The sequence below is a fragment of the Synergistaceae bacterium DZ-S4 genome (genome assembly GCA_025943965.1).
GTDB lineage: Bacteria > Synergistota > Synergistia > Synergistales > Synergistaceae > Caenicola > Caenicola nitritireducens.
In genome coordinates this window covers 125,820-139,747 of sequence record JAPCWD010000005.1, presented here as the reverse complement: position 1 = coordinate 139,747, position 13,928 = coordinate 125,820, and the positions used below count along the sequence as shown (strand labels likewise).

Sequence of the window (13,928 nt, the reverse complement as noted above, 5' to 3'; positions counted from 1 at the left end):
AATGACTGCAAGCGCGCTTCTTGCCGCACTTTTTGTAGGCTCGTTCTTCCATATAAACCTTGGTCCTGAGGTCAAGGCGCCGGACCCCTACGATATTCCTGCCGCATACGAGATAACGCTCTCTGATGATGTAAAAGGCACAGGGAGCCCTGACTCTGTGACGCCGGACTTTGCATGGTGGATCTCATTCAATGAGCCTGTCCTGAATAAATGCATCAACGAGGCCTTTGCCAGGAACAGAGACCTCGAGACCGCTCTTGCCAGGGTCCAGCAGGCCAGGGCTTTTTTCAGGGAGGCCCGGGGCAACCAGAGACCCAACATTGGAGCAGAGGTCGATGCGACCCGCACTTATACAAAGGTGGGCATGACGAATGACCTGAACGAACAGAACATGCTATACGGCCTGGGCGCCGCCAACTACGAGGCCGACCTGTGGGGAAAGCTTCAGAAAGCTGCAAGGGCTGCAAAAGAGAGCATACTTGCCGCGGAATCAGCCAAAAACAGCGTAAGACTGGCGCTGGCGTCTCAGGTTGCAAAGACATATTTTTCTCTCAGAGGGACTGACAGACAGCTTACAGTAGCAAGGGACACCCTGGATACGCAGAGAAAGACCGTCGAGCTGAACAAGGTACTCTATGAAAACGGCAGGATAAGCGAGCTTGAACTCAGAAGGAGCGAATCTCTTGCCGCATCTTCAGCGGTACAGGTCAATAAGCTTGAGATCGCCCTCGGGAAATATGAAAACGGCCTTCTTGTCCTGATGGGCAGGGAACCGAAAGATTTTATAGCCAGAGATATCCCGAGAGGACTTGAACTTGATGAACTTCCCGTGCCTCCTTCCGTTCCCGTAGGCATACCTGCAGAGATGCTCCTTTACAGGCCCGATGTTAAGACCGCGGAACAGAACTACAGGACCGCGCTTGCCAACCTGGGATCCGCGAGAGCAGGGCAGTATCCTACCCTCTCCTTTGACGGTCTGATAGGCAACCCCGGCAGGGCGGTAAATGAACCTTCGGACCTTTTCACCGGGGCCACCGGCTGGTCACTTGCGGCACAGGTCTTTGTCCCGATTTTCAACGCCGGGAAACTATCTGCAAGGGCGGCTCAGGCCGAAGCCGCAGCTCAGCAGGCATGGTCGGCATACTATAAAACTGTGCAGACAGCCTTTGAAGAGACGATGAACTGCATCAATACACAGGCTAAAACTCAACAGATACTTGCCCTCCTCGAAGAACAGCAAAAGGTGCAGATGAGGGCATACGAGCTTGCAAATATTCGCTACACAGACGGGATATCAAGCCAGATAGACCTGCTGGATGCAGAGAGGGAACTGTTGTCTGTCCAGCTGCAGCTTGAGGGCAGCAGATCAGACAGCCTGAACTCGATAGTTGACCTCTATACGGCACTCGGAGGCGGATGGGCATCCAGGACTCCGGATGACCTTGAAAAAAGGGAGCTGCAGAAACCCTGGGTCAACAAGGAGAAGTTTTCCGAGTAAGTCAGGTCTCTTTTCATGTTGCCAAATGAAAATATGGAGGCTATAATAACCCACGTTCACCGAATAATGCGGACATAGCTCAGTTGGTAGAGCATCAGCTTCCCAAGCTGAGGGTCGCGGGTCCGAATCCCGTTGTCCGCTCCAGAAAATCTGAGATCCCCTGCAGCAGCGGGGGATCCTTTTTTACTGCGCTGCCGGGCATCAGCTTGGGAAGCTGATGCTCATGATACCGATCCTCTCCTATATCCAACAATAGGCAAAATTACAAGTGTTTTAATTTTTTAATAATGATATATTAGGAATGTTAGATATATAAAATTATTGTCAGTCTTTTTGTGCGGATCTTCGTCAAAGAGATCAATTGATACTGGAGGGATCAGTGTGGAGAATAAGTTTTTTGATGCAGTCAAAACGAGAAGGACTCATTATGGCCTTTCCAAAGAAAAGATCGTCAGCGAAGAGAAGGTCATTGAAATAGTCAAAGAGGCTGTAACGCATACACCATCAGCTTTCAACTCACAGACTGCAAGGGTAGTAGTTCTTTTTGGCGGACAGAGCGACAGGCTTTGGGACATTGTAAAGGACGAGCTGAGAAAGATAGTTCCGGCTGAAGCATTCAAAAAGACTGAAGAAAAGATAGACGGCTCATTCAGGAGCGGTTACGGCACTCTTTTATTTTTCGAAGACATGAGTGTGGTTGAAGGCCTTCAGGAGAGATTCCCCCTTTACAAAGACAACTTCCCTGTTTGGTCCGACCATTCCGCAGGCATGCATCAGTTCGTAATATGGACAGCACTCTCGGCCGAGGGTCTCGGTGCTTCGCTGCAGCATTATAACCCTGTAATTGATGATTCGGTGAAACGGGAATGGGACATCCCCGTAAAGTGGAAGCTGCTTGCTCAGATGCCTTTCGGCAAGCCCACAGACGACCTGGGAGAAAAAGAGGTAATGCCTCTCGAAGAGAGGATAAAGATTCACAGATAAAGCCCGGAGCATGAGTTTTGAAAATTTAAACCTGAGCGCATAACACCTTCACTGATATATGTGAAGGTGTTATGCTATAAGGGATAGAGTCCGGACGATGTTGTGCCATTTATGGCTCTGTGGTAGAATATCACGGTTATTGTCAGCAAAAGGCAAACTGAAAGGGGAAGTACAAATTGAAGACAGAGGTAGTTTCGCAGGAAAAAAATATTATCGTTCTGAAGGCCGAGTTCGATGCAGAACAGGTCAATAATGCAATAGATAAAACGATAAAGGATCTGTCGAAGAAGGCAAACATCAAAGGTTTCCGCAAGGGACACGTACCCCGCAGGACGATCGAGCTCTATTTCGGCATGAAGGGCATCTGCGCAGAAGCTTTGGAAAAAATTGTCCCGGAAGCAATCGATAAGATGATAGAAGAATATGAACTCAACCTTATCGCTGAGCCCAGACTTGAACCGGGCGACCTTAAGGAAGGCGAACCATTTGTACTGCAGGCGACATTTGAGGTCACCCCTGATGTCACCCTCCCTGACATTGAGGCCATAGAAGCTGAGAAGACCCTTTTTGAAGCCACAGAAGAGATGAGGGACGAGAACATAGTCCGTCTCTTAGAATCACGCAGTGAACTCGCTCCAACTTATGAAGAGAGAGAGATCACCGGAGATGATTACGTTTCGGTAAAATACACTTCCTCTGTTGTAGATCCTGAAGGCAATGTTTCACCTGTTGAAAGTGACCAGAAGACCGAGATCCACCTTGGACAGCAGAACATGAGACCCGAGGTAGTAGAGGCCATCATAGGCAAAAAGCCCGCAGATACCGCCACTGTGGAGTTTTCCGTTGAGGAGGACCCGCAGAACAAGGATCTTGCAGGAAAGAAAATGCGCTATGAGATAGAGGTCCTTGGAATAATGAAAAGGATAACTCCCGAACTTACGGACGAGACCGTAGTTGAGATGACCCAGTCCAGGCACAAGACTGTTGATGAATTCAAGGAAGAGGTAATGTCGCAGCTGAAAGCTGCCGCGGAGCAGCACAGCCTTGACAGCCTGAAGGATTCAGCTGTCCGGAAACTCTGTGACCTCTCAGATGTCGAGCTTCCGGAGACTCTTATCACAAGGCAGAAAGAAGCTATGAAAGCCGATCAGGCACAGAAGATCAGGAAGGACTCAGGAATGGACATGGAGGAGTTCTTCGAAAAGAGCGGCATGGACAAAGAGAGTTATGAGAATGAACTTGATCAGGCTGCAAGAGTCGTCGTAAAAAGAGCCCTCGTTCTTGAAGCCATTGCCGACGCAAACGATATTCAGTGGACTCCGGAAGAACTTGATGCGGAGATCAACCGCTTGGCGATCAGCTCGAGGATCGACCCCAAGAAACTCCATGATTACATATTCAATGATAGGGACAGGCTCTTTGAACTCGCAGAGAAGATACGCAGCCGCAAGGCAGTCGATTTCCTCATCACGAAGGTAAAGGTCAGGGAGACAGAGGAAGACAAAACAGTTTCAGAGGAAGATAAAGAGAATAAATAATATTTTATTCCCAATCGTAAATTATCAGAAAGGGAGCGAATAAATTGTCACAACTGATACCCATGGTAGTAGAACAGACAGGCAGGGGAGAGCGTTCTTACGATATCTACAGCAGGCTTTTGAAGGACAGGATAATTTTCCTGGGCAGCGCTATCAATGATGATGTAGCAAACCTGATAGTTGCGCAGCTTCTCTTCCTTGAGAGTGAAGACCCGGAGAAAGATGTATTCCTTTACATCAACAGCCCGGGGGGCGTTGTCTCCGCGGGACTGGCCATATACGACACTATGCAGTACATCAAGCCTGCTGTCTCAACGATATGCACGGGCCTCGCGGCCAGCATGGGCTCATTTCTCCTCGCGGCAGGAGCCGATGGTAAGAGGATAGCCCTCCCGAATTCGAGAATAATGATCCATCAGCCTTCTGGCGGAGCACAGGGACAGGCAACTGAGATCCAGATACATGCGAAGGAACTTTTGTATACGAGAGAAAGGCTTAACGGTATCCTTGCAAAACACACGAAACAACCCCTCGATGTGATAGAAAAGGATACGGACAGAGATTACTTCATGTCGGCGGAAGAAGCGTTAAAATACGGAATAGTCGACAAGATAATAGAAAAACGCTGAATCAGGCGGTCTGTTTTTAGGGGGATTCCGACAGGAGTCCCCTGATTCTGATATGCAGGTATGCCAATAAGTTTTTCAATGCTGCTAATATGACTGAGGTGCGTAATAATGTACGACAAAAACCAAAACAAGGAAAATAACCGCAGAAAGCCCAGATGCTCCTTCTGCGGCAAGAGCCAGGACGAGGTGTCCAAGCTAATCGCCGGCCCTGCAAATACATTTATCTGTTCTGACTGCATCCAGCTATGCAATGTGATACTCAGGGATGAAAAGTCGGCGCCATCTTTCATGGAAAATGCCGCCGGAAAGGTGAAGCAGGATTACTCTTCAGTTCCTGTTTTCGAAAAGCTGCCAAAACCTAAGGAGATAAAGGAATTTCTTGATCAGTATGTAATAGGGCAGGATCATGCAAAAAAAGTCCTCTCTGTCGCAGTGTACAACCATTATCAGAGAATAACCAACGTATCCTCGGATGATGAAGTGGAACTGCCCAAGAGCAACGTTTTGCTGGTTGGCCCTACGGGGTGCGGAAAGACACTTCTTGCCCAGACGCTGGCAAAGATGCTCAACGTTCCCTTTGCTATGACTGACGCCACTACGCTTACTGAGGCGGGTTACGTTGGCGAAGACGTTGAAAATATACTGCTGCGGCTTCTGCAGGCTGCGGATTTTGACATTGCCGCAGCTCAGAGGGGCATCATCTACATCGATGAGATCGACAAAATATCAAGAAAATCCGAATCGGTCTCAATAACCCGGGACGTCTCCGGAGAAGGAGTGCAGCAGGCTCTCCTCAAGATAATAGAGGGCACTGTGGCAAATATCCCACCCAAGGGAGGGCGCAAGCATCCAAGCCAGGAAATGATACCTATGGACACAAGCAACATCCTCTTCATCTGCGGAGGGGCATTTGACGGACTCGAAAAAATCATTGCGAAGAGGACGACCCAGAAGTCCCTTGGTTTCGGCGGGGACCTGACTACGAACCTGAATAAAGATGCCTCCTATGAACTGCTGAAGCAGCTTCAGCCCGACGACCTGCGCTCGTACGGCTTCATACCAGAGTTCATCGGAAGGCTGCCTGTCCTGGTAGCACTTGAAGCCCTCACTGAAGAGGCTTTGATAAGGATACTCCTTGAACCGAAGAATGCGCCTCTCAAGCAGTACAGGAAGCTGTTCTCTCTGGAAGGGATAGAACTGGTCTTCACTGACGACGCCGTTCACACTATCGCAGAAAAAGGAGCGAAACTCAATACCGGCGCCAGGGGACTTCGGACCATTCTTGAGTCCCTTATGCTTGACATGCAATACGAGCTTCCGGAAAAGTCTTCGGGCATAAAAAGTCTCACCGTTACAAAAGACGTTGTGAACGGACTGGAAAAACCCATCCGTTCTTCAAAAGACGAGAAAGAGGCTGTCTGATCCATGCACATCCATCCTGTTGTTCCCGTAAGGGATATGGTAGTTTTCCCGGGAGTCATAGCTCCGCTTTTCGTGGGAAGGCCCCGGTCGGCGCGTGCGCTTGAAGAGGCCAACATAAGGGGACATCTTGTTTTTATCACGGCCCAGAAAAATTCACAGATCGAGAACCCTGATCCCGATGACCTAAACACCGTAGGGACCCTGTGCAAAATTCTCCAGACTGTACGCATGCCCGACGGAACGATAAAAGCAGTGCTTGAAGGCGGATGGAGATGCAGAGCGGTCCACTTCATATCAGGCGACAGTTTTCTTGAGGCGGAGATCGAGAAGATCCCCTCGACCAACACCTCCTATACAAACCAGGCAGAAGCCCTTCGCAGGGCTGTCCTGACAGAGTTTGAACAATACGTAAGGCTCAATCTCAAGCTGCCTGATGAGGTCTCTCATTCTGCAGAAAACATCGAGGATACTGACCTTTTCGCTGATATAGTTGCATCACACAGCCTTTTAAAGCATCAGGACAAGCAGAAGCTGCTAGAGACTCCTGACCTTATCGAAAGGCTTCGCAGGCTTCTTGCCATCCTGATGAGAGAGAACGAATTCCTGAAGATGGAGCATGACATTCAGGATAAGGTAAGGAACGAGATGGACAAGGGGCAGAAACAGTACTACCTCAGAGAACAGCTGAAGATCATACAGCAGGAACTGGGTGAGGACAGCCCCCTCTCAGAAACGGAAGAGCTTCGCTCAAGAGCGGAGAATACTGAGCTTCCTGAAGAGGCGAGGGAAAAAGTTATGCGCGAACTTGAACGCTACGCGCGCATGGCACCGATATCTCCCGAGGCGACGGTTTCCAGGACCTACATTGAGTGGCTTCTGGATCTTCCCTGGAACGTATCCTCGGAGGACCACCTGAACCTGAAGGACGCCAGAAAAGTTCTTGAAGAAGACCATTACGGCCTCGACGAGGTCAAGGAGCGCATACTTGAGTTCCTTGCTGTGAGAAAACTCGCTGCGGACAACATGAGGGCACAGGTGCTCTGCTTTGTCGGACCTCCGGGAGTCGGAAAAACTTCCCTGGGCAAGTCTATCGCAAGGACGATGGGCAGAAAATTTGTGAACATGTCGCTGGGAGGACTCCGTGACGAAGCTGAGATACGGGGCCACAGGAGGACTTATGTAGGAGCGCTCCCGGGAAGGATAGTACAGAAGATCAAGGCCGCCGGGACCAACAACCCTGTACTGCTTATGGACGAGATAGACAAGATCGGGAATGACTTCAGGGGAGACCCTGCGGCAGCCCTGCTTGAGGTGCTTGACCCCGAACAGAACTGCAGTTTTACCGACAATTTTCTCGAGATATCCTTTGACCTGAGCAAGGTCATGTTCATAACGACTGCCAACAGCACAGGCACCATACCAAGGCCGCTCCTTGACAGGATGGAGATAATACCGCTTCCCGGCTATGTTGCCGAGGAGAAGGTCAATATCGCAAAAAAGCACCTGCTGCCCAGGATACTTAAGGAACACGGGCTTACCGCAAAAAATATGACCGTACCTGAAGCTACGATAAGGAACATCATAACCGCATACACTATGGAGGCCGGGGTAAGAAATCTTGACAGGCAGCTTTCCAAGCTCGCAAGGAAAGTGGCGGCTGAGATGGCAAATTCTTCAACTGCGGATGAGGCAGGGAGAACGATAAGGATCACAAAGGACATCATGAAAAAGATGCTTGGAGCACCGAAACTCCATACCACTCGCATTCCAAATGAAGACCCCCTAGGAACGGCGCTCGGCCTTGCATGGACCGAGACAGGAGGGTCTGTCATCCTTATTGAGTCTGCCGTGATGGAGGGCAGCGGAAACGTCTCCTACACGGGAAACCTTGGTGATATTATGCAGGAATCCGCACAGACCGCCCTTGCCTATCTCAGATCCAACGCACCGGCCTTCGGCATTGAAAACATTGACTGGAAGAAAAAAGACATCCACATCCATGTTCCGGAAGGCGCTGTTCCCAAAGACGGACCGTCAGCGGGGATCACGCTTGCCCTTTCGCTCTGTTCGGCACTGACAGGCAGAAAGGTAGACGCTTCCTATGCAATGACCGGCGAGATGACTCTCCACGGCAACGTACTCCCCATCGGCGGAGTAAGGGAAAAAGTGCTTGCTGCAAAAAGACTTGGCATAAAAAAACTGATACTGCCCGAAGACAACAAATCGGACGTAGATGAGCTTGGCGACTGGATCAAGTCAGGCATGAAGATACACTATGTCTCAAAAATGTCGACCGTCTTCCAGCTGGCATTGAAGTAGGGGATTAGAAGATGGCATCATGGAGATCAGAACTTTACTGCACTGCCTTTACAAAGCAGCAGATACCTGCGCCCCGGAATGATGAGATCGTTTTTGTCGGCCGGTCCAACGTCGGCAAGTCGACACTCATAAACGCCCTTCTTGAAAGAAATATAGCCAAGGTAAGCTCCAAACCCGGAAAAACAAGAAGCATAAACTTTTATAAAGTCTCAACAGGCAGTGAAGATTTCACGCTGGTCGATATACCCGGCTACGGCTACGCTGCCAGGGGAATGGACGAGCGCAGGACATGGTGGAGACTGATCGACGACTACTTCAACTCTGAGAGGCCGATCAGCTTCGTTATCCACCTCATGGATTTCCGGCACGGTCCGCTTGCAAATGACGATGAACTTACCGCGTGGCTCGATCAGATGGACATGCCAAGACTTGTGGTTTTTACTAAAGGGGATAAAATATCACCCGGGAGGCGAAAGGGCCTCTACCAGCAGTATATGAGAGCCGGGCTTGATTCGATACTGCCTCCGTTCATAACTTCCGGTACGAACGACAAGGAGATGACAGCCCTGAGAGAGGGCATAAAAGATATCCTGAAGGAGATCACCAAACTGGACATCATGGAAGCGAAAAAAGGCAAATGACCTGTATACCCGAGGAACCGGAACGGCCGGGCCGTCGGGATGGGCAAATAGATCCGGATACTGCCACCAGGCGTATCCATCGAGGAGGAAAAACGGATGGAATCCGAAAAGACCGTGTTGGGCAAAGGGTACGAACCAGGACCGATCGAAGACAAATGGTACATGAAATGGGTAGAAGATGAGTTGTTCAAGGCTGATCCATGCTCTTTAAAACCGCAATACTCAATAGTCATCCCGCCGCCTAACGTAACGGGCTCCCTGCATGTCGGCCACGCGCTGGACAACACCCTGCAGGACATACTCTGCAGGACAAAGAGGATGCAGGGCTATGAGGTGCTTTGGCTCCCCGGCACAGACCATGCGGGAATAGCAACGCAGAACGTGGTCGAACGTTCTCTGGCTGCAAAGGGTATCTCCCGCCACGACCTGGGCCGCGAGGAGTTTGTATCCAGGGTATGGAAGTGGAAAGAGGAGTACGGAAGCACGATAATCGGCCAGCTGAAAAAGCTCGGAGCTTCCTGCGACTGGGACAGGGAACGCTTCACTATGGACGAAGGACTCTCTGTCGCTGTCCGGAGGATCTTCGTCGATCTTTACAAAAAGGACCTGATCTACAGGGGCAAGTACCTCATCAACTGGTGCCCCAGATGCCACACTGCCCTTTCAGATCTTGAGGTGGAGCACGAAGACAAGGAAGGCAAATTCTATGAAGTCACATACAGGTTTGCTGATGGCGACGGCGACCTGAGGGTAATGACGACCCGTCCGGAAACCATTCTGGGAGACACTGCGATAGCGATCCACCCAAGGGATGAGAGGAACCGCCACCTTGTAGGCAAAAAGGTCATCGTGCCCATCGCCGGCAGGGTGATACCGGTCATCGAAGACAACATGGTCGACCCTGAGTTCGGTTCGGGATGCGTCAAGATAACGCCTGCCCATGACCCCAATGACTTCCTGGTCGGGCAGAGGCATGGGCTTGAGCAGATACAGGTCATCGACGACAACGGCATCATGTGCGGGGAAGCGTCGGGGAAATATGCGGGAATGGACCGCTTCGAGGCAAGGAAGGCCATAGTCGCGGACCTTGAAGGCGATGGTTCCCTCATAAGGATCGAGGAGATAAGACACTCCGTGGGCGAATGCTATCGCTGCCACACCGTGATAGAACCATATCTCTCCGAGCAGTGGTTCGTGAGGGCCAAACCTCTTGCCGACGCAGGCGTAGAATCAGTTAAGGCAGGCAAGATACGCTTTGTGCCGGATCAGTGGACGGGAGTCTACTATCAGTGGATGGAGAATATCAGGGACTGGTGCATTTCCAGACAGCTTTGGTGGGGACACAGGATACCTGCCTGGTACTGCGACAAGTGCGGCGAAATAATAGTAGATACTGAAGATCCCTCAAAGTGCCCGAAGTGCGGAAACTCCGAGCTGAGACAGGATGAGGACGTTCTTGACACATGGTTCTCAAGTGCTCTTTGGCCCTTCTCGACAATGGGCTGGCCGGAAGAGACGGAACTTCTCAAAAAATTCTATCCCACATCAGTCCTTGTGACAGGGTTCGACATCATCTTCTTCTGGGTCGCAAGGATGATAATGTTCGGCCTTCAGGGAATGAAGGGGGAAGTCCCCTTCCACGACGTCTACATCCATGCCCTTGTAAGAGACGAAAAGGGACAGAAGATGAGCAAGTCAAAGGGCAATGTCATAGATCCCCTTACGATAATCAGCGAGTACGGAGCCGATGCGCTTAGGTTCACCCTTGCCGCCCTTACGGTACAGGGCCGCGACATATTCCTCTCTACTGAGAGGATAGCTACTTACAGGCTCTTCATGAACAAGTTGTGGAACGCAAGCCGTTTCGCCCTGATGAACCTTGAGGATGCCGTGGACGGGATGAGGTGGGACGAAAATGAACTCAGCCTGCACGACAAGTGGATACTGAATAGGATCTCGCAGGTTTCTGCAGAGATGACACGCCTCATTGACGGCTATTTCTTCGGAGAAGCGGCGAGACTCATGTACGATTTTGTATGGGGAGAACTCTGCGACTGGTACCTTGAACTTTCAAAACCTGCGCTAAGAGGTGAGGAGGGGGAGGCCAGAAGGAAGACCACTCAGGCAGTCCTGCTCGCAGTATTCGAAGACGTACTCAAATTGCTGCATCCGTTCATTCCGTTTGTGACAGAGGAATTGTGGCATGCGTTCCCATTCGGCAAGGGGATCATCGAGCGCACCGAATGGCCCGCTCCGAGGCTGGAAAAGATCGATGAGGCCGTAATATGGGACATGGATCTTGTCCGTGAAGTCATCCGGTCTGTCAGGAACCTCAGGGCGGAGGCGCGGATAGCACCGCAGCAGCAAATACCGAGGGCGGTGTTGTCGGTCCACAACGATGGGAAGCTTGCTCTGATAAGATCATCCGAGGCTTTGATAACGCTGCTCACAAAGGCAGAAAAGCTGAAGATCATGGACAGGTCGGCTGAAAAACCGCAGAAGAGCCTTGCATCTGTCCTTGACGACGTACAGGTATACCTGCCCGTAGGAGATCTGCTCGACGTTGACAAGGAGATCCAGCGTCTCAAAAACGACCTTTCAAAGATCGACAGGGACATCGAGAAGGGTAAGGCTAAACTTGCCAACCCTCAGTTCGTTGAGAGAGCGCCTGAAGAGGTCATCCAGAAGGAGAAGGCCTCCCTCGCGGACAACGAGGCAAAGAGGGAAAGGATAAGAGAAAACCTTTCGAGCCTCAACGATTGATAATGGACGATGCGGAAAAATTCCATACAATAGAGACAGAGCTTCAGGATCTGGCAAGCCCGGGGATAAGACCCGGACTTGCCAGACTTTCACATCTGCTGCTGCTCCTTGGAAACCCGGAAAGAAAGTTCAGGGCTGTACACATAGTAGGCACAAACGGCAAGGGCTCCACAGCTGCGACACTGGCTTCGATACTCAGGGAATCGGGCTGCCGTACAGCTCTCTATACAAGCCCCCATCTCGTATCCTTCGGTGAAAGGCTTCTGATGGGAGGGGAGGAAGTCCCCCCGCAAAAATGGGAAGAGGTCCTCTCAGCCATCAGAAATGTAATGGACCGTTCAGAAAGACTTAAAGCGGACCCTCCGACTTATTTCGAGCTCATCACAGCGGCAGCCTTTATGATAATTGCATATGCGGGAGTCGACATCGCAGTAGTTGAGGCGGGCCTCGGAGGAAGGCTCGATGCCACGAACATACTCTCTGATGTGATACTTACCCTGATAACGCCCATTGGGATCGACCATTCCGAATACCTTGGCAATACGCTTGCCTCTGTCGCGAAAGAGAAGTTCGCGGTCATGAGACCCTGCGTCCCGGCGATATTTTCAGGCGGAGACGAAGAGATCGAAGCCATCTTTTTCGATACGGCATTTAAAAAGAAGACTCCTGCCCAGGTCCTTAGAAGGCTGTGCAGTTACGGCACCGTTGGGGTATCCCTCAGCGGCACAGATTTTTATGTAGAGTCAGAGTGTCTTTGCGCTGACTGCCACACACCTCTTATCGGGACCCATCAAACCGAAAACGCCGCGCTTGCCCTTGCTGCGGCATGCGCACTCAAGACCTCATCCCATAAAGTTTTTGAAAATATAACCTTCCAGGCGCTTTATAACGGGGTCGTATCCGTGAGGTGGCCGGGTCGGTTTGAGATAATAAGGAAGGATCCGCCTCTTCTTATAGTTGACGGAGCGCACAATCCCCACGCACTGAAAAGGCTCGCTGAAAACACCGGGATCATTTACGGCAAGAGATCTTTCAACATCGTACTTGCGATGATGAAGGACAAGGACATATCAGAAAGCCTTGATATAGTCGGAGAAACGGGGGCAAAGCTTTTCTGCACTGAGGTTCCTGGAATGGAGCGCAGCCTCTCCGCAGCAGCACTGCTTGCAATGGCAGAAAAAAAGGGTATCGTCTGTGCGGGAAAGTGGAGTTCTCCGACAGAAGCGATCCGTGAAAGCCTTGTGTCGGGATCTGACACGATATGCTGCGGAAGCCTTTTTTTAAGCGGATACGTAAAGGAGCACTGCCATGAAATATAAGGGCTTTGAATACATCGACAACAATGGGCAGATAGAACTCAGACTTATATTGCCTGAAGAACTTGAGCGCCATTTTTTCGCCTGGATATACTGCAGGGGCGAACTCATGGACCGCTCAGAAGGGGACCCTGAACTGATATGGCGTTCTATGTCCTCTAATTTTAATAACATTAAATTGGTTGCTCCGTATCAGGTACACGGAACTCATATCATCCCATCATCCTCATCCTTCGCCCTTCCTCTCAGACCTGAAGCAGACGGGGTAATTATTAATTCAGCATCAGATTCGATGGCCAGCCTGAGGTTCGCTGACTGCAGCCCGGTCGTCATCGCCTCAGACTCACCCGAGCCCTGGATGCTGCTGCTGCACTCCGGTTTCGCAGGCACTTCGAAGAACATCGTCGGCAGTTCCCTTTCAGCCATTTCAGGCTGGGATGCCGTCAGCATGGGGAAGAGGACGCTTGCATGGATAGGGCCGTCGATATGCAAAAGATGCTATTCGAGAAAAAAAGATGATCCTTCAACACTAAACGCTTTGAATACTTTCTCTCCCGAAAATTTCTCTGAAAAAAATGGGATGGTACATTTTGACATCAGGGGGGAAATAAGAAGTCAGTTAATGCAATGCGGCCTTCCTTATGATAATATCTATGCTGTCGAGGACTGTACGTGCTGTGACAACGACTTTTATTATTCATTCCGTGCCGGCGATGGAAAGTCCAGAATTTTTCTTCTCGGAGGGAATACCACAAAAGAGGCATGATTGGTGAGAATGATTAAAGTTAGCGGATCGATCAATTTCCACGTGAGGTGAA

10 protein-coding genes and 1 tRNA gene are annotated in these 13,928 nt (G+C 50.5%); all 11 read left to right on the top strand.

The genetic code is table 11. From position 1 onward, the window contains the following. Position 1: 1 nt before the first annotated feature. The 11 genes from OLM33_04855 (at position 2) to OLM33_04805 (ending at position 13,876) form a co-directional block, all read left to right on the top strand. A complete protein-coding gene (locus OLM33_04855; GenBank protein MCW1713004.1) occupies positions 2 to 1,498 on the top strand; it encodes an efflux transporter outer membrane subunit in 1,497 nt (498 codons plus the stop codon). Positions 1,499 to 1,566: 68 nt separating this feature from the next. Then, a tRNA-Gly gene (locus OLM33_04850) sits at positions 1,567 to 1,642 on the top strand. Between the two features lie 237 nt (positions 1,643 to 1,879). Further along, the gene (locus OLM33_04845) at positions 1,880 to 2,482 is read left to right on the top strand and encodes a nitroreductase family protein (protein MCW1713003.1); all 603 of its coding nucleotides are present in this window, start codon (positions 1,880 to 1,882) and stop codon (positions 2,480 to 2,482) included. A 176-nt stretch (positions 2,483 to 2,658) separates the two neighbouring features. Then, positions 2,659 to 4,020 carry a trigger factor gene (gene tig / locus OLM33_04840; protein ID MCW1713002.1) on the top strand — a complete coding sequence of 454 codons (1,362 nt, stop codon included), beginning with the start codon at positions 2,659 to 2,661 and terminating at the stop codon, positions 4,018 to 4,020. Positions 4,021 to 4,073: 53 nt separating this feature from the next. Continuing rightward, positions 4,074 to 4,649 (top strand): ATP-dependent Clp endopeptidase proteolytic subunit ClpP, encoded by a 576-nt coding sequence (gene clpP, locus OLM33_04835; protein MCW1713001.1) that lies wholly within the window; start codon positions 4,074 to 4,076, stop codon positions 4,647 to 4,649. Positions 4,650 to 4,757: 108 nt separating this feature from the next. Next, positions 4,758 to 6,071, top strand: coding sequence for an ATP-dependent Clp protease ATP-binding subunit ClpX (gene clpX / locus OLM33_04830; protein ID MCW1713000.1), 1,314 nt, complete (start codon positions 4,758 to 4,760; stop codon positions 6,069 to 6,071). A gap of 3 nt (positions 6,072 to 6,074) precedes the next feature. Then, positions 6,075 to 8,390, top strand: coding sequence for an endopeptidase La (lon, locus tag OLM33_04825; protein ID MCW1712999.1), 2,316 nt, complete (start codon positions 6,075 to 6,077; stop codon positions 8,388 to 8,390). An 11-nt stretch (positions 8,391 to 8,401) separates the two neighbouring features. Beyond that, entirely contained in the window at positions 8,402 to 9,031 is a 630-nt protein-coding gene (gene yihA, locus OLM33_04820; protein MCW1712998.1) for a ribosome biogenesis GTP-binding protein YihA/YsxC, read from the top strand. Between the two features lie 96 nt (positions 9,032 to 9,127). Further along, positions 9,128 to 11,794 carry a valine--tRNA ligase gene (locus OLM33_04815; GenBank protein MCW1712997.1) on the top strand — a complete coding sequence of 889 codons (2,667 nt, stop codon included), beginning with the start codon at positions 9,128 to 9,130 and terminating at the stop codon, positions 11,792 to 11,794. Between the two features lie 2 nt (positions 11,795 to 11,796). Beyond that, positions 11,797 to 13,113, top strand: coding sequence for a Mur ligase family protein (locus OLM33_04810; protein ID MCW1712996.1), 1,317 nt, complete (start codon positions 11,797 to 11,799; stop codon positions 13,111 to 13,113). Further along, on the top strand, positions 13,103 to 13,876 hold the full coding sequence (locus OLM33_04805) for a polyphenol oxidase family protein (GenBank protein MCW1712995.1): 774 nt from the start codon (positions 13,103 to 13,105) through the stop codon (positions 13,874 to 13,876). The genes OLM33_04810 and OLM33_04805 overlap by 11 nt, the downstream gene beginning before the upstream one ends. Positions 13,877 to 13,928: the final 52 nt, after the last annotated feature.